The following is an 18,640-nucleotide window of genomic DNA, read 5'->3' on the forward strand; positions in this document are numbered from 1 at the left end:
ATTCATATACTTGCACCTGCATCTTAGGTTAATGCCTTGATGCAGGTGCTTCTTTTTTGTACCAACTTGTTCTTTTACCATAAAAAACAGATAAATTGAAAGTATTCAAAATTTACATCACATTATTTCTACTCCTTATTATTAGAGGGGTGTGCGCCAAAGACATCACATTTAACAGACTTACAACCGACGAAGGACTATCCCAATTTTCAGTGAATTCAATTTATGAAGATGAGAAGGGATTTATCTGGATTGGAACTAGAGAAGGTTTGAACAGATATAGCGGTAATAGCATAAAAACATTCAAACTGGTCAAAAATGATCCCGGAAGTTTATTTAGTAATACAGTACTGAGAATCGTCGGAGACAAAAAAGGAAAGATTTATTTGTTATGTAACGATGGAGTTGCTGAATACAATATTCAGACAGAAAAATTCACGACTCTTCTGGAAGGTGAAATCTCAGCAATCTATTATGCTAACCGCTTATTTATTGGGAAAAGAAACGAGATTTATTATTATAACGATCAGACCAAAAGTTTTAACCTTTTCTATACAATTGCCGGATCAAACAATAAAATTACCACGCTTTCTCTCGATTCGGGAAACAAACTCTGGATAGGCACTGATCAAAATGGTGTATATGTTCTCGATAGTCGACGGGTCTTGACTCATCCTATTAAAAAAGGAAATATAACCAGTATTTATAAAGACTCTAAAAACGAATTATGGATCGGGAGCTGGGAAAATGGACTTTATCATGTAACTCCGAAAGGGATTACTAATATTACCCACAATCCCTTATCTGCAAACTCCATTTCTTCAAACTTTGTACGTAGTTGTTGCGAAGATAATCAGGGAAACCTCTGGATTGGAACTTTTAACGGGCTTAACAAGTACGATAAAAAAACAAATAGATATACTTTATACACTCCAAATGACAGACCAGGAAGTCTGACAAATCAGTCTATCTGGTGCATAATCAAAGACAGACAAGGTACCATCTGGACCGGGACCTATTTCGGAGGAGTCAACTATTTCAATCCCGAATATGAAATCTACAATAAATATGAGGCCACGGAAAAGGAACAAGAAGGCCTCAGCTCTCCAATTGTCGGAAGAATGGTTGAGGACAAAAATCATAATTTATGGATTGGAACCGAAGGAGGTGGTCTAAACTTCTACGACAGGAAAAAACATATATTCAAATGGTACAAGTCCAACAAAGGCCAAAACGCTATCTCCCAAAGCAATATCAAATCCATTTATTACAATGGGAAAGAGGATATCTTATGGATTGGAACCCATTTAGGAGGTTTAAATAAATTTGATATTAGAAAAAGCACATTCACTCACTATCGGGCAAACGAAAACGACCCTACCAGCCTCCCATCTGATATTGTAAAAGACATTCTTCCCTATAAAGGAGAGTTAATTCTCGGTACACACAACGGAGTCTGTATCTTTAATCCTCAAGACGGAAAATCAAGAAGACTTTTCACCAATCAGAAGGATGGTCACCTTATAAAAATGATAACCGACCTATTTATTGATCATCTGGGTATACTCTGGATTGCTGTGCCTGGTGAAGGAGTCTTTTCTTATAATTTTAAAACAGACAAACTCACAAACTATGTGCACAATTCTCAGAATCCAGCCAGTATCAGCAGTAATAATATCAACTCAATTGTGGAGGACCGCTATCATAACCTTTGGTTTGCCACTTCAGGCAGCGGATTGGATCGGTTCAATTATTCAACAAATACATTCGAAAATTTTGATTCTCAAAAAAACGGACTGCTCAGCGACTGCATCTATGAAATCTTTGAGTCACGACAGAACAAGCTACTTATTATCACCAATCAGGGATTTTCAACTTTCGATTATCAGAAAAAGAGATTTTACAACTACAATAAGGAAAACGGGTTCCCTTTTACGGCCATTAATGAAAATGCTCTTTACCAGACTACAGATGGTGAAATTTTTATCGGAGGGATCAATGGGATGATTTCTTTTTACGAGAAAGATCTTAATTTCCAGCCAAAACCCTACAACATTGTTTTCAGCCGTTTAATAGTTAATAATAAAGAGATCCAGGTTGGTGATGAGTCGGGGATTTTGGAAAGTGCCTTATCTGAAACACAAAAGATAAAGCTAAAACATAGTCAGTCATTCAACATTCAGATTGCTACCACAAACTTCATTGCCAGCAACAAAGGAGATATTGAATATCGCTTAAAAGGATTCTCCGACAAATGGATCAGTACTCATGGTAACAACATTCTCACTTATACCAACCTGAATCCGGGTAAATACACATTGCTGGTAAGGGTCCATAAGGGAGATGTTATCGGTCCGGAGGCCAAACTGGAAATAGAAATACTTCCACCTTTTTACAAAACAATCTGGGCCTATCTCTTATATATTGCAATAGCCAGCACAATAGCTTATTATATCAAAAAGTCTTATAAAGAACGTATCAGACTACAAGAATCATTGAAATACGAGCAAAAACACATACAAGATATTGAACTTCTCAACCAATCGAAACTGAGATTTTTTACCAATATTTCTCATGAATTCCGTACCCCATTGACATTGATTATCGGGCAGGTAGAGATGTTGCTGCAATATCAGTCTTTCACTCCTGCAATTTACAACAAGGTGTTGGGTATTTACAAAAATAGTGTTCAACTACGTGAACTTATTACTGAGTTGCTCGATTTCCGCAAACAGGAACAAGGACATATGAATATTAAAGTGGCACGTCACAACCTGATCAGTTTCCTGAATGAGAACTACCTCATTTTCCTGGAATATGCCAATTCCAAACAGATCAATCTCCAGTTCAACAAAAGTACTGATAGCCTCGAGGTTTGGTTTGACCTAAAGCAGATGCAAAAAGTGATCAATAATCTTTTGTCAAATGCATTTAAGCATACTGAGGCAGAAGGAAATATTTCAATTACAGTTAAGCAATCCGAAAACCGGGCTGTAATAGAAGTAAAAGATAGTGGAAGAGGTATTGATCCCAAAGAGATTGATAAGATTTTCAACCGATTCTATCAAACCGAAATTATGGAGTCAGATGTAAACTACGTAGGAACAGGCATTGGTCTGGCCCTGACCAAAGGTATAATAGACCTCCATCACGGTACCGTTGAGGTGAATAGCGAAATAAACAAAGGCACTACATTTACCATTAAGCTCAGACTAGGAAATGAACATTTCAATCACGATCAGATACTGATTAAAGAAGAGCTTCAGGAAGAGGCTGAGATCGAACAACCTGAGAGCGAACTTCACTTTGAACAAGAAGCGCTGGAAGAATCAAGGAAGAACCGTATCCGAAATTCTAAGATGCTCATTGTGGAGGATAATGAAAGTCTGAGAAATATGCTGGTGAATATCTTCGACACTTTCTATGAAGTTATTTCGGCTGCAGATGGTGAAGAGGGACTTCAAAAGGCCAGAAGTGAAATGCCAAATATTATTCTGAGCGACGTGATGATGCCCAAACTATCAGGTACGGAACTGTGCAAACAACTCAAGGCCGACTTTGACACTTGTCATATTCCGGTAGTGTTGCTCACTGCCCGGACAGCAATCGAGCATAACCTGGAAGGGCTCCGTATTGGTGCCGATGATTATATCACTAAACCGTTTAATATCAACATACTAGTTTCAAGGTGCAATAATCTTGTAAACAGCCGTCTTCTTTTACAGGAAAAGTTCAGTAAACAGCCTCAGGCCTTTGCACAAATTCTGGCAACCAACCCTATCGACAAGGATCTTATTGACAAAGCTATGAAGATCATTGATCGCCATCTGGACGACACAGAATTCAACGTGAATACATTTGCAAAAGAAATAGGTATTGCACGCACCAATCTGTTTGCAAAAATCAAAGCCATCACCGGGCAAACTCCGAACGATTTCATCCTGACTGTTCGCCTCAAGAAAGGAGCGCTGTTACTTCGAAATAATCCGGAGCTGAACATCTCTGAGATTTCCGATCGCATCGGATTCAGCTCATCCAGGTATTTCAGCAAATGTTTTAAAGATGTGTACCATGTCAGTCCGCTCTTATATCGAAAAGGATCAGCAGGGGAAGAGGGAGAAGAAGATCTTACTCTGGAAGAGTAACAGATTACAACCTCAACTGATAACCTGATCTGAATGATCTCCGCGTTTCGTTCTTAATCTCGACACCCATTCATAGCTCATCATACAGGCCTGTATCTTAATCAGATACAGGCTTTGTTACTATGTACACGAATAAATGTACAAATTTGCACATTATATGAACAAAATACGAAATACTCTCCGCCGACAACTGCATAGTTTTGCATCAAAGTTATTTTGTTATACTTAAAATATGCCAATATGAAAAAATTATTACTCATTATTATGGCCGTTGCTTTCTCCTATTCTGCCAGTGCAGAATCAAAGAACGGAATTGTTTATGTTAAAGCAGGTGGTACAGGTGCCGGTACCTCATGGAGTGATGCGAAAGGAGATATCCAAGCTGCAATCAATGATGCCGCAGCAGATTTCACCGCACGAAAAGATGTATGGGTTGCATCAGGAGAATATTCAATCTCTACAGCAATCTTGCTTGCAGACAGCGTTAATGTATATGGAGGTTTCGCAGGAACAGAGAGTTCAGTAAACGACCGTGTAAAATCAAGCTCTAAAGCCTGGGACTTTGCCAATACAACCATTTTGAAAGGAAATGGACAACGACTGATCGAAACAAAAGCTGTGTTCGATCTGGAAACAATCGTTGACGGATTTACCATGACTGGCGGTAACGGAACTGGTAGCCAGCTGACCAATGCCGGTGGTGCCATTGTAATGCGTGGCAATACAACTGTGAAAAACTGTATTATCAAGGGTAATACTGCAACTGGAAATGGTGGAGCTGTTAACATGACAGGTGGAACGCTGAAGGATTCATATATTGCAGAGAATACCGGTGGAGCTGGTGGAGCTGTTTATAGTAATCCAGCCACATCAACCCCTGCACTTATTTATGCTTGTATCATTGAAAAGAATCTAGCCAATGGTACCGGAGGTGGTGGTGCTATCCGTGCACAAGGTACAGCATCACAAACTTACATGGGTAATTTGCTTATCATCAACAATCAGGCTAAATCAACTGTATTGAACGCAGGAGGGGCACTATACTTTAACAGCGTGAACTGCCATATCTCAAACAGCGTGATTGCAAACAACTCCGGAAGTAATGTAATCTACATGAATGGAGGAGAAATGGGAAATTCAACTGTTGTTAACAACATAGGAGGCATTTATTGCGCCAGTACAACTGCGGCTATCAATCTTGGCAACAATGTAGTATGGGGATGTGTTACAACCGATGGAACTACTGCAACTGGTATCTCCGGAACAGGAAGTGCAGCCTGCGTAGTAAGCAACAATGCTACATACACCAGTATTCCAGCGGCCTATACTGCATCAAACAACATAACATTGCCTTCAAACAACACCAATGGTGAAACTGATGGTAAAATGGGACCCGACTTTGTTAAGGTTACAACTTTCAAAGGTGCAACAGATGATGTAGCCCTTATAGAGGAAATTCACACTGCAAACTGGGCATTAAAAACAGGCTCTCCGCTTATTGATAAAGGAATGACTATCGCATCCATACCTGATGATATTGCCGGAACCACTCGTCCTCAAGGCAGTGCTTACGATATTGGTGCTTATGAATATACAGCCGGAACGGGTATTCAGAATAATACTGCAGACAATGGAGCGATTATCTATACAGAAGGTAAGAATGTATATATTTTAAATGCAAACGGAATTAAGGTAGAAATATATAATATCACAGGACAACTGGTAAAAAGTGTAATCGCCGGAGATCAAAATCTGACAATTGATCAACCCGGAATCTACATTGTGAAATGTGGTAATTATGCACAAAAAATTCAGGTTGCCCGCTAGGTTTGTTTTCAATGGTTAATTATAAAAGAGGCTGTTCCTTTACTTTGGAACAGCCTCTTTTTTGGTATCCATAACCTGTGATTACCACATAATAGAACAGCCTAAATATCTCAGAGCTTCAAACTCCTCTTATCGAATCTCCTTTCTGGGTATATCGTGCGATATATTCTACCACATCAGTTTACTTCCCAGAATCTCTCCTTTACTTTCAATTGCCCGGATAAGATAGAGGCCGGGAGCAAAATCGGCAGCATTAATCATTACGCCATTATCGGTTTGCGAAAGCTTTCCTTCGAGTGGAATCCTGACACCCGAAGAATTGTACAATTCAATAGAGTAATTATTTGATGTTCCGGGAATGATTACCGAAACAGAAAGATTGCTCTTATCAGCCTTCACTGTCAGTTTTCGTTTTGCATCTACAACCGGTTTTATAGAAGAGAGCACAGACGAAAAGGTCAATCTGGTTTTCAACCCATCTTTCAGACGGACTGAAACAGTTGTAACATCGGGCTGACTGTTATCAACGTTTTCCACTGATTCAGGGACTGTTTCCAATGTCCATTTCCCTTTCAATGTTACGGTGATTAGCTGTTCATTCATCACATCCGGCAAAGCAATATCAAGGGTTAACTGATTAAGCTCTGTACTCTCACGGGAAATCAGCAGGCAGGAATGATCTACTTTGGTAACGGGCGTGCCCAATGAAACAAGATTTGCCTGAGCATCAAATACGGCATAAGCAGTGGTCTTACTGTTTTCCAGACGGAGAATATGCGCAGCATTATCCTGCTGCAATACGGTATAAGGTAAACGATGATTCAGCTGGTCGGCCAGCAGTTTCATCCCTGTCGCTGTCTGATTAGGAGCCACTACAAACTGATAGCTATCTCCCCCTACCTTTGAAGAGTGAGTGAGCCAGGCTTTCGCCACCGGATTGGTGATCATCGGGAAATTCTCGGGCAAGGTTGTGTAATCAATGTAAGGGTCCGGAGTCGATTGGGTGCCTTTCACCACATGAAGAGTACCTGCATATGACGGTATATAGTATCCCGTCCCGGCAGGAGTCAGCAACCAGAAAGGATTGCCCGACAATGGGTAATCGGCATCCTGTTCATTATTGGCCGCCACCTCACTGTTAAGGAAAAGAGAGCCGGTATACGAACTTAATATGTTCTGGAAAAGATTGGTTGCCACCACCTTGTTCATTCCGGAATTAAAATTAATATTGCTTCCCAGACAAATCAGCAGACTGTCGCAAGCAAAGACACTCTTCTTAAATGTCAGGCCCGTAGGGGTATAACGATATGCCGGACCTCCCCAAGTATTTATCGGATCTTCTTTGAAGTCAATTGCAAATATACCACAATCTCCGCCGGACAGACTACCTGCAAAATTATTGGATTGGTACTCATCGGCTCTTGGCAAACGACTCACACTCTCCTGCCCTCCCGGATTCAGTTCTTTCCAGGAAGTATGCACGGTTGTTGTACCCGGCACCACATTCCAGTCCCATCCATAATTAGTAGGATACCCGCTTGAAGAGAGTCCACCTGAACGATTATATAATACCTCCGTTGTGCCGTAACTCTGATAGCGTCCAAAACGGTTTGCATTCGAGTATATTTCTGTTCCCCAAAAGTCAGAAGAGAGGCCACGCATGGTTACTGTGTAGTCTTTATTCCGAAATACTCCCATATTTCCATAGTTCATCTGGTAAAAGCCATTCAAGTCAGCAGCTTTATCCGTGAATAAGCTTCCCGGATAAAAGAACTTGCAAAGTGCTGCCACCTGAGAATCATAAGAAGTTCCTGTCACATCACCACCAATATAAGCGAGAGATTCGAGACCTTTCTGAGAAACACCCGCTGTCAGGTTAAAGGGGCCTCTACCGCACTGTGCATTCGAATAAAATGCCGAGCTTCCGCTTGTAACACATTGCAGATAATGAGTTGTCACAAACTTACGCACATTCTCGTATGCACTAAGTCCTATCCTGAAAGAGCTTCCTTTCAACACTGCCACCTGGTTTATCCAGGTTTGAAAGCCATACATATAAGAATTATGCATCGCCCCATGATGGAAACCAAGCCCATCAGGTTTTATAACCCCTACCTCACCACTTCTCAGTTCAGTCATCCTTTCCAGAAACCTGACAATGTGCCTTAGTTCCGATGCTCTTTCCGGAGCCGTTGGAAAGTAAGAAGCCAGGTTATAATAGAATTGCGATTTAACGTGAACCTGGTCCAGCGTAACCAGTTCGGGTCTATGTTCATTGTAGATATACCCATAATTATAACACCAGCTTAGCAGCTGAAGCACCCTTTTCTTCAGGTTCACCCCTGGATGAGTGCTATCATACTCCTCATAGATTGGCATTGCATACAGAAACCCTTTCGCAAACTCCCGGCAAGGAGTATAGTTGCTCGATTGCATTCCTACCGGACCTCCTCCGGGAGAAACCCCATAATCCAACAGATAACGTGTCAGCTTCAGTAAATTATCCTTAGCCGTAGTGTTTGCTTTGTCTATAGCTGCATACGCCAGCGATGCCACATAATAGGCACTATTATAAGCTTGTTCGGGAGTATACACAAGCCAGGACGAGCTGGCGTTAATCCCTCCGTCGGCTGTTTCTGTTATATTCCTGTCATTTACAAATGTAGTTGCCTCTGCCAGCTTGCTCTCATACGTCTTAACGCTTATGTTCCGATAGTTTGCCAGAACGGCATCTACCTCAGCAACCTGCTGGCCGGTCACCGGGATTGAATCCTTTTCATTCATGGTCCGCGAATAAGCCTCCATAAAGTAAATATTCAGATTTGATCTGTCGGGGAAATATCCGGCACGGTAATCAGTAATCATCTGAGGTCCCAGGTGACAGATATAAAAATTATTATTCGATGTAGCCGCACTGTTACTTGCCGAAGTGCAGATTCCATCCAACCATAATGTTTGAGTGCTGCCGGTTTCTGAAGGCAGATAGGTTATTTCAATACGAGTGAAGTTCTGAGTTACATACTTGCCGAAGTCCTGATAGATATAACGTTGAAAGGGCACCCATCCCTGGTAATTCAGATCGTGCCTGCCTTCACATATTTTTGTTGAACCATTATAGAATGTAACAAGCAGTTTGTCGTTACTAGGTTTCAGACAATATATCGGGATATAGACCACCTTTCCGTAAGATATGTTATAGCCTGGATATTTCTTTGAATAATCCAGTACTAGTTTTGCACCACCGTTCGCCTGCCACTTCAAAGCTTGTGTTCCTTCCCGGGCATGCTCCTTGCTCAATGAGATGGTGCTATTCGAAGCCGACCAGTAATCACTTTCCATCGTTGTCTCCTCAAAATAAAAAAGCGTTTTCTGTGCCTTTACCGGCATAAAACAGGTAAATAGAAGCAGTGAAAGCACAACTGAATGCCTTCCCAAACCGCTTCTTTTCGCTAGGTCGGTTAAAATTGCAGTAAGATATCTTTTTCTGTTTTTCATGGGTATTGAATATTTTTCTTTCGTAAACAAAGAAACATCTTCTTTGCGATATCTACTGAACAGAATCGTACAGAAAAGATCTTTTTCCGTACGACTATGTACAATAATGGCATCAACTATGAATATTATTGCCTTCCTTTTTGGATATCAGAATGTAATTTTGTGAACAATAAAAGAATTCAATCTCTAAAATTATGAAAGATCAACTACTGTCAGGTCTGTTGCCGGGAATTATACTATTCACCGGATGCTCTTTGCAGAAGAAAGAGGCTGAGAACCTGCAAACCAGCAGACCCAACGTTATTTATATTTATGCCGACGACCTTGGAATAGGCGACCTGAGCTGTTATGGTGCTACAAAAATAAGCACCCCTAATATAGACAAGCTGGCCGGACAAGGCGTTCAGTTTACTAATGCCTACGCATCATCTGCCACCAGTACCCCATCACGCTTCTGTCTGCTTACCGGGAAATATCCCTGGCGACAGGAAAACACAGGTATTGCCCGTGGAAATGCCGGAATGATTATCGATACAACTTGTGTAACAATGGCCGATGTTTTCAAAAGAGCCGGATACAGTACGGGAGTTGTCGGGAAATGGCACTTGGGATTAGGCGGTCCGCAAGGGCCTGACTGGAATCATGAGATTTCACCTAGCCCAATGGATTTAGGATTTGATTACGAGTTCCTGATTCCTGCCACTGTAGACCGCGTGCCTTGTGTTTATGTGGAAAACAAACATGTGGTGAATCTGGATCCCAATGACCCCATTCAGGTTAATTACGATAAGAAAGTAGGCAACTGGCCTACCGGAAAAGATAATCCAGAACTCTTGAAGGTACACCCCAGTCAGGGACACGAAAATACGATCATAAACGGAATCAGCCGTATTGGCTACATGACCGGGGGAAAGTCTGCTTTGTGGACCGATGAGGACATTGCCGATGTAATCACCAATAAGGCCAAGGATTATATTATAAAGAACAAAAACAATCCTTTCTTCCTTTACTTTGGTACACAGGACATTCATGTACCGCGCGTTCCGAACAAACGATTTGCGGGAAAAAGCGGATTGGGAGTTCGTGGTGATGTGATTCTTCAGCTTGACTGGACAGTGGGACAGATAATGCAAACACTGGATAGCCTGGGCATTGCCCAGAACACCCTTCTTATCTTCACCAGTGACAATGGTCCGGTGATTGACGACGGATACAAAGACCAGGCGTTTGAAAAGCTGAACGGACACACCCCGATGGGCATTTACCGCGGTGGCAAATATAGTGCATACGAAGCCGGAACACGAGTTCCATTCATTCTTCGGTGGCCGGCATGTGCCAAACCCGCCAAGCAACAGGCGCTCTTTTCGCAGGTGGATGTGTTTGCATCGTTCGCTCATATCCTGAAACAACCTTTGGGAAAGAATATTGCCCCCGACAGCCGCAACTGTCTGCCCACCATGCTGGGCAAGCACAACGACAACCGCGACTATATTATTGAGCAGAACCTAAACAACACCCTGGCCATTGTCAAAGGAAACTGGAAATACATTGAACCCAGTAGTGCAAGCCGACTGGAGAAATATACAGGCATGGAGCTCGGTAACGAAAAAACGCCGCAACTCTACAATCTTGATTCGGACCCTTGCGAGAAAGAGAACGTTGCACAAAGACACCCCGGGATTGTAAAAGAGCTTGCAGCCATCCTTCTGAGAGAGAAAAACAAAAGAACAAATAAATAATAAATTTATAACAATGAAGAGAATAGACTATCTGTTGGGCGGAGCATTCCTTCTGGCTGCATGCGGAGCACATGCACAAGGCAGCACCGATAGCAAACCAAATGTAATCTATGTTTTCCCCGACCAGTTCAGAAACTGCGCATTGGAATTCTGGAACCAGAAAGAGTTCAATAAATACGTTCATTTTAAAGCTGACCCGGTTCACACACCAAACCTGAATCAATTTGCCAAAGAGTCGCTTGTACTCTCTTCGGCCGTCAGCAATTGTCCGCTCAGCAGCCCTCATAGGGGAATGCTGCTCACCGGCATGTACCCTGAAGGAAGCGGGGTTTCTCTGAACTGTAATTCCACACGACCCATTAGTTCACTCAATCCAAACGCGGAATGCGTCAGCGATGTGTTCAGCAAATCAGGCTATGATTGTGCCTATATCGGCAAGCTGCATGTAGACTACCCTACTCCGAATGACCCTGAACATCCCGGAAATTATGTGGAAGATCGAAGACCGGCATGGGATGCCTATACTCCCAAGGAGAAAAGGCATGGCTTCAATTATTGGTACTCGTACGGAACTTTCGACGAACATAAAAATCCGCATTACTGGGACAGCAACGGCAAACGCCATCAATCCAACGAATGGTCGCCCATACACGAAACCAACAAGGTTATCGATTATCTAAAAAATCAGCATCACGAACGCGATGGGAAAAAACCTTTCTTTATGGTGCTAAGTTACAATCCACCGCACAGCCCGTACAACAGCTTGGACGATTGCATGGAAGAAGACTTCAACCTATATAAAAACATGCCGATGGACAGTTTGCTGGTTCGTCCAAATGCCGACAGGAATATGTCCAAAGCCCGATCGGCTCGTTACTATTTCGCATCGGTAACAGGCATCGATCGTGAATTCGGACGCATTCTTTCCGCTCTCAAGGAACTGGGCTTGGACAAGAACACCATCGTAGTCTTCTCGTCCGATCATGGCGAGACAATGTGCAGTCAGGGAACCGACGACCCGAAGAATTCACCCTATGCCGAGTCGCTGAATGTTCCTTTCCTGGTTCGTTATCCGGGTAAAATCAAACCCAGGGTGGACAACCTTTTGCTTTCATCGCCCGACATCATGCCTACCCTGCTTGGACTTAGCGGACTAAAGACCTCCATTCCAAAGAGCGTGCAAGGAAAAGACTACTCCCCTGTTTTCCTGAACAAAAAAAATAGTGTGGCTCGCCCCAAAGCCGCCCTCTATATCCGTAATATGGATGGTGAAAAAGATAAAGATGGAAAGGTGATCAGCTATTTCCCGGAAGCACGGGGTATCAAAACAGAGAGATATACGCTTTGCCTCAACATCAACAAAAAGACCGGTAAGCTGAAGTCGGCTCAGTTGTTCGACGACCTGAAAGATCCCTATCAGATGAAAAACCTGAAACTGGAAGAGCATAAAGAGCTGGTTAAAAGCCTCTGCAAGCAGATGGTTCCTCTTTTAAAGCAAGCCAACGACTCTTGGTATAAGAAAAGAATACTCAGTGAAATGATTCCTTATTAATGGAAAAGAGTCCCGGAAGATGATTAATCTTTCGGGACTCTTTTTTTATGAACTCAAATGTTGAATGCAATTGGCTACAGGATATATTCTCCCCCCGTAAGAACATCTTATTATTTTCATTTGTTTATTAACATTAAAGTTAGTTTTATTGATCTATACAATTATAACTAACATTTAAAAAAAGGAGTAATATATGGAAAACTATAGAATGGAACTTACTCAAGAAGAAAAAGAGATACTCCAAGGTAAACAGGGAGAAGTTATGGTCAAAGTATTAAAGCCGATTGTCGTTTATGGTGAAGCATTCGGAGCTAAACGGCTTCTTCCGATCAAAAACCCAATACATGTAGTTACAGGTATGTCGATGACTGGTTTAAATGCATACTATGATATGCTTGATATGCTTATTCATGGAGGATTAAAAACAAAGGAGCCTTTTACGATTGATCTCAGACCATTTGATTTCGAAAATGTGGTATATATAGAATTTGGATGAATTTATTGAAAAATCCGACAGCCATCCGCCTATTATTAGAGAGCAAAACGGAAATTTTGTATTACAGAGTAATCTGTTGTTGAATTATTCAGCAAACCCTTTATAATACAATCAATGGATATTCAATATTTCTACAAAATTACTTCTTTATTTTGTATTTGATTTATGACATATTCAAATTATGAAGAATCAGGTATTACTAATTTGTATTTTATTTTTAGCCTCAATAAAGACTTCTGCTCAGAACAATAACTTAGATTATTTTATCCAGAAGGGAATTGAGAGCAACCCTTTGTTTTATGACTTAGGAAACAAAATAAAAATTACAGAGCTGGATAGTTTAAAAGCAAGAGCTTTATATAATCCAATCGTATCAGCCGCTTCAAATCTTATAATCGCTCCTACTTACAAAGGATTAGGGTACGACACCGCTATATCTAATGGGCAAAACATTGATGCTACGCTTACAATTACCAAACGCTTAATAAGCAATAATAACCTGAAAGCAAGATTGAACAGCTATAAATTAGACAAGAAAAGCATTGAAAACCAGAAACAACAATCAATTGATATAGTTAAAAAGGCAGTTATCGACCAATACATTACAACCTTTATGAACCAGGAATTACTGCACCTCTCTGATGAAATTATTGCCTTTTTACAAAAAGAAGATAAGGTTCTTATTAAACTGACCACTAATTCCAACATTAAGCAGACTGATTATCTTAATTTCAAGGTTACACTGCAACAAAGCCTCTTCAACAATGAGCAACAACGTATGCTGTGGATCAACAATTTAAGCTTATTGAATTACATTTGCGGCACTAATAATAATGGAACAGACTCAATTGTTTCACCTGTTATCGGTTTACCTGTTATTATTCCTTTTGAAGAAAGTTATTATGGAAAAAATGATGCAATTGACAGTTTGAAAAATAAAAATAACGAGCAGCTTATCAGACTTAACTACAAACCCCAGGTTTCTGTTTTTGCCAACAGTGGATACACTTCTTCATTTATGACAACTCCATATAAAAATTTTGGTATCAGTTTAGGCGTCAGTATGAATCTTCCGATTTATGATGGAAAACAAAAGAAACTGTCGTTAATGCAAAACGATTTGAATGAACAGAATCGTAAAACTTACCGGGATGCAAACAAAAAGAATTACATAAATCAGGTACAGCGACTTCAACAACAAATAGAACGTTACAACAAGCTCATATCCATGACTCCTCAACAGTTTAAATACAGCAGAGCTTTGGTTGATGCCAATGCGCATTTACTTGGAACAGGAGAAGTTAGTGTGACAGACTTTCTTTTATCGATCAATAACTATCTGAATATAAAAGCGATAGACATCCAAAACAGAACCAACAGGTTGTTGTTAATCAATCAATTAAACTATTTAATTTCACCTTGATATGAATATAAAAATAATAGCATTGCTGTCATTAGCCGGAATATTGATTTATAGTTGTGGCGCCAAAGAGTCCGCTTCCTCTTCTGAGAACCAAGAACCAACAACACCTGTGACTGTAACCACTCCGGAAATAGCATCAATGCAAGACGAAATTACGCTAAATGCAACTTCTGTTTATATTTTGAAAACAGATATTACATCTACTATTAATGGATATATTGTAGAATCAGATATTCAGCTTGGGGATAAAGTGAACAAGGGTGAAGTTTTATTTCGGTTGCAGACAAAAGAAGCAAAAAGTCTGGGTAATGAAGTGAATAAATTAGATCCATCTTTCCATTTTACAGGAATAAACAATATTGTATGCCCAACCAGAGGCTATGTTATTATGTCTAATCATCAACAAGGAGATTATGTGCAAGAAGGGCAGGTTCTGGCCACAATCAGCGATGAAAAAAGCTTTGGATTTGTATTGAATTTACCGTATGAACTTAATGGCATATTAGGTGATAACAAAGAAATAAATATTTGCTTATCAGATGGTAAGAAGCTTACAGGAATTGTCAATAAGATTATGCCAGAACTAGACAGCGTTTCTCAAACGCAACGTGTCTTTCTAAAGATAAAGCAGCATGTAAATCTTCCTGAAAATCTGGTAGCTAAAGCTATTTTGGTTAAAAGTAGAATGAACAAGGCGATAATTCTGCCCAAACAGGCAATCTTATCAGATGAGGATCAGTCTACATTTTGGGTAATGAAGCTTATTAATGACTCTACAGCTATAAAAGTGAACATAAAAAAAGGAATTGAGAGGGATAACCGTGTTCAGATTACGGAACCTCTTTTTACTGAAAAAGACAGAATTATAATCACTGGTAATTACGGTTTGGCAGATACGGCAAAAGTAGCCGTTCAAAAAACAAATATTCAGTTACAATGAAAAAGGATTTTTTTAACACCTATAAAACACCTTTACTTGTTATCGCGGTGCTTATTCTTTTTGGAGGAGTTTTTTCCTTACTAAAGATAAAAACATCTTTATTTCCTCAAGTTACATTCCCAAAGATAAAAGTGATTGCCGAAGCCGGGCAGCAGCCAGTGGACCTAATGACTGTCAGCGTTACACGCCCTCTGGAAAATGCAATAAAACAAGTGCCAGACTTGAATTCTTTACGAAGCATCACAAGCCGGGGGAGTTGCGAAATATCTGCTTTCATAGACTGGAAAGTTGATGTTAATCTCGCACAACAGCAAGTGAATGCTAAAATAAATGAGATAAGAAACCAACTTCCACAAAACACCAATATCACCGTGGAAAGAATGGATCCATCCATCTTAGCCGTAATGGGATATTCACTCAATAGTAACAAACGAAGTGCCATCGAACTCAAACAGCTGGCACAATATACCATCAAGCCTTTTCTCTCTCAAGTAGAGGGTATAAGTGACATCCGAATCATAGGAGGACAAACAAAAGAGTATTGGGTTACTCTGGATAAAGGGAAAATGTCACAGCTGGGATTAACTCCATCGATGGTTAAAGAGAGTATGGCCAATGCAAACTTTTTATTAGCAAACGGATATCTTTCTGATTACAGGCTGATGTATCTATCTGTAACAGATGCACAGATTATGAATCTGGAACAATTAGGAAATGCAGTAATCAGGAATGACGGGAAACGGACCATCAAACTGAATGATATTGCCAAGGTAGAGATACACAAGGCGAAAGAGTACATCAAGGCGAACGCAAATGGAAAAGAGAGTGTGTTAGTAGCTGTGATTCAACAACCCAATGCAAATGTATCGGAAATTTCTTCCAACATGGAAAAACAGCTGGAGAAGTTAAAGGTGATCATTCCTTCTGATGTGCAGATTAAGCCCTATTATGTGCAGGCAGACTTTGTAAATGACAGCATCAGAAGTGTAACTGATTGCTTGTGGATAGGTCTTTTTCTGGCCATCATCGTAGTGATTGGCTTTTTGAAATCATGGAGAGCAAGCCTCACCATTTTAATTACTATTCCCATCACATTGGGACTTACTTTACTAATGCTTTATGCTACCGGACAAACCTTTAATATTATGACTTTAGGCGCAATTGCCGCATCTGTAGGATTGATCATAGATGATGCCATTGTGGTGGTAGAACAGATTCACCGAACACATGAAGAAAGTCCGGGAGAATCAGACAAGAGGGTAGCACACAAAGCTATCAAATATCTGTTTAAGGCAATGATTGGCTCTTCCTTAAGTACGATTGTTATTTTTGTTCCCTTTATACTAATGACAGGAGTAGCCGGCGCCTACTTCAAGGTTATGACCAACACGATGATCATCACTTTGATTTGTTCTTTCCTGGCTACATGGATTTTGCTACCTGTAGTCTATCTGTCTCTTGGAAGGACAGGAAAATACAAAGATGTAGGAATTCACGAAGTAAAAGAACGGAAGTGGGTAGGTTACTTTATTTCAAGGCCTTATTACAGTATCGCCTTTATTATTATAATTATCACTTTGGCAGCCCTTGCTGTTCCTAATCTGAAAACCGGCTTTCTTCCCGATATGGACGAAGGAAGTATTGTACTGGATTATGCGTCGCCTCCGGGAACAACTTTGGAAGAGACAGATAGAATGCTGGTTAAAGTGGAACAAATGCTGGTAAAGATTCCCGAGGTAAAAACATACAGCAGACGAACAGGCACTCAAATGGGTTTTTTCATTACCGAACCAAATACCGGAGATTATCTGATTCAGCTAAAAAAGGACAGACATCGTACGACTGATGAGGTCATAGATGACATCCGAAAAAAAATTGAATCGACCCAACCGGCATTACGAATTGATTTTGGACAGGTAATCGGAGATATGCTGGGAGATTTGATGAGCTCAGTTCAACCGATTGAAATTAAGATATTTGGTCCGGAGCATGATATCATTCAGAAGTATGCCAAGTCTGTGGCTAAAATTGTTGAGAAAACGCCCGGAACTGCAGATGTGTTTGACGGTATTGTTATTGCAGGCCCCACGTTTTCAGTTACTCCTGATTTCCAGAAACTAGCACAATACAATATTACTCCAACTGATTTTCAGTTTCAATTGCAGACTATTATGGAAGGGAATGAGGCCGGGACTGTTTTCGAAAAACAGCAGCTTACCCCTATCCGCTTAATCTATAATTCCAATAACGGTGTTTCGGCACAGGATATAGAAAATAGCCAGATATTCCTTTCGAATGGTCAACAAAAATTATTGAAGGAATTAGCCAAAGTAGAATTTAAATCGGGTTCAAGTGAAATACAACGAGAGGATTTGCAAACAATGGGTGTTGTTACCGCTCGTCTGGATAAAGGAGATTTGGGAGGTACTGTAAATAAAATACAACATGAAATACGAAGCCACATCTCTCTGCCTAAAGGTTATTCAATTACTTATGGAGGAGCTTATGCCCAGCAACAGCAATCATTCAAAGAGTTACTGATGATTCTGATACTTTCTTGTATGCTTGTATTCACGGTAATATTGTTTATGTTCAGAGATATAAAAGTAGCCTTTACCATTATATTGGTTTCTATTCTGGGAATATGTGGAAGCTATATCTCACTCTATATTACAGGAACAGCCCTCAATGTAGGCAGTTATACCGGAATTATTATGATAGTGGGAATTATCGGAGAAAACGCAATCTTCACTTATCTGCAATATCATGAGAGTCTATCAAGCATCAGTCGAAAACATGCCTTGGTATATGCAATAAGCACACGACTGCGCCCCAAACTGATGACAGCCGTTGGAGCTGTTATCGCATTAACTCCTTTAGCCATGGGTATAGGAACTGGAGCACAACTACATCAGCCTCTTGCCATTGCAGTTATTGGTGGGTTTATTGTGGCTTTACCATTGCTTCTTGTTGTATTGCCAACATTAATTTATCGGATAAAGCCGTCGCATCCATAGATATTT

Annotated in this window: 9 protein-coding genes; 8 read left to right on the forward strand and 1 reads right to left on the reverse strand. The window is 40.5% G+C overall.

Features of this window, described 5'->3' with window-relative positions; translation table 11 throughout:
* Positions 1 to 95 precede the first annotated feature (95 nt).
* Positions 96 to 4,145 (forward strand): hybrid sensor histidine kinase/response regulator transcription factor, encoded by a 4,050-nt coding sequence (locus ABWU87_RS08915; protein WP_434533877.1) that lies wholly within the window; start codon positions 96 to 98, stop codon positions 4,143 to 4,145.
* A gap of 240 nt (positions 4,146 to 4,385) precedes the next feature.
* Positions 4,386 to 5,972 (forward strand): choice-of-anchor Q domain-containing protein, encoded by a 1,587-nt coding sequence (locus tag ABWU87_RS08920; protein ID WP_353329998.1) that lies wholly within the window; start codon positions 4,386 to 4,388, stop codon positions 5,970 to 5,972.
* A gap of 168 nt (positions 5,973 to 6,140) precedes the next feature.
* On the opposite strand, the gene ABWU87_RS08925 is transcribed toward ABWU87_RS08920, so the two are convergent.
* Positions 6,141 to 9,467 carry a polysaccharide lyase family 8 super-sandwich domain-containing protein gene (locus tag ABWU87_RS08925; protein ID WP_353329999.1) on the reverse strand — a complete coding sequence of 1,109 codons (3,327 nt, stop codon included), beginning with the start codon at positions 9,465 to 9,467 and terminating at the stop codon, positions 6,141 to 6,143.
* Between the two features lie 194 nt (positions 9,468 to 9,661).
* Between ABWU87_RS08925 and ABWU87_RS08930 the strand changes: the two genes are divergently transcribed.
* The 6 genes from ABWU87_RS08930 to ABWU87_RS08955 all read left to right on the forward strand — a co-directional run bounded on the left by ABWU87_RS08930 (position 9,662) and on the right by ABWU87_RS08955 (position 18,634).
* A complete protein-coding gene (locus tag ABWU87_RS08930; RefSeq protein WP_353330001.1) occupies positions 9,662 to 11,206 on the forward strand; it encodes a sulfatase family protein in 1,545 nt (514 codons plus the stop codon).
* 13 nt (positions 11,207 to 11,219) lie between these two features.
* The gene (locus ABWU87_RS08935; RefSeq protein ID WP_353330002.1) at positions 11,220 to 12,758 is read left to right on the forward strand and encodes a sulfatase family protein; all 1,539 of its coding nucleotides are present in this window, start codon (positions 11,220 to 11,222) and stop codon (positions 12,756 to 12,758) included.
* Positions 12,759 to 12,951: 193 nt separating this feature from the next.
* Positions 12,952 to 13,254: an aconitase X gene (locus tag ABWU87_RS08940; protein WP_353330004.1), complete on the forward strand. Its 303-nt coding sequence runs from the start codon at positions 12,952 to 12,954 to the stop codon at positions 13,252 to 13,254.
* 181 nt (positions 13,255 to 13,435) lie between these two features.
* Complete coding sequence (locus tag ABWU87_RS08945) at positions 13,436 to 14,677, forward strand: TolC family protein (RefSeq protein WP_353330006.1); 1,242 nt, start codon at positions 13,436 to 13,438, stop codon at positions 14,675 to 14,677.
* 1 nt (position 14,678) lies between these two features.
* Positions 14,679 to 15,617: an efflux RND transporter periplasmic adaptor subunit gene (locus ABWU87_RS08950; protein WP_353330008.1), complete on the forward strand. Its 939-nt coding sequence runs from the start codon at positions 14,679 to 14,681 to the stop codon at positions 15,615 to 15,617.
* Positions 15,614 to 18,634, forward strand: coding sequence for an efflux RND transporter permease subunit (locus ABWU87_RS08955; RefSeq protein WP_353330009.1), 3,021 nt, complete (start codon positions 15,614 to 15,616; stop codon positions 18,632 to 18,634). Before ABWU87_RS08950 ends, ABWU87_RS08955 begins: the two co-directional genes overlap by 4 nt.
* Positions 18,635 to 18,640: the final 6 nt, after the last annotated feature.

It is taken from the genome of Bacteroides sedimenti (assembly GCF_040365225.1).
In the GTDB taxonomy this organism is placed as follows: Bacteria; Bacteroidota; Bacteroidia; order Bacteroidales; family Bacteroidaceae; genus Bacteroides; species Bacteroides sedimenti.

Bases quoted from the DNA above. Each gene is read 5' to 3' on its own strand.
- ABWU87_RS08920 (WP_353329998.1), top strand. From the start codon at position 4,386: ATGAAAAAATTATTACTCATTATTATGGCCGTTGCTTTCTCCTATTCT.
- ABWU87_RS08925 (WP_353329999.1), bottom strand. From the start codon at position 9,467: ATGAAAAACAGAAAAAGATATCTTACTGCAATTTTAACCGACCTAGCG.
- ABWU87_RS08930 (WP_353330001.1), top strand. From the start codon at position 9,662: ATGAAAGATCAACTACTGTCAGGTCTGTTGCCGGGAATTATACTATTC.
- ABWU87_RS08935 (WP_353330002.1), top strand. From the start codon at position 11,220: ATGAAGAGAATAGACTATCTGTTGGGCGGAGCATTCCTTCTGGCTGCA.
- ABWU87_RS08940 (WP_353330004.1), top strand. From the start codon at position 12,952: ATGGAAAACTATAGAATGGAACTTACTCAAGAAGAAAAAGAGATACTC.
- ABWU87_RS08945 (WP_353330006.1), top strand. From the start codon at position 13,436: ATGAAGAATCAGGTATTACTAATTTGTATTTTATTTTTAGCCTCAATA.
- ABWU87_RS08950 (WP_353330008.1), top strand. From the start codon at position 14,679: ATGAATATAAAAATAATAGCATTGCTGTCATTAGCCGGAATATTGATT.
- ABWU87_RS08955 (WP_353330009.1), top strand. From the start codon at position 15,614: ATGAAAAAGGATTTTTTTAACACCTATAAAACACCTTTACTTGTTATC.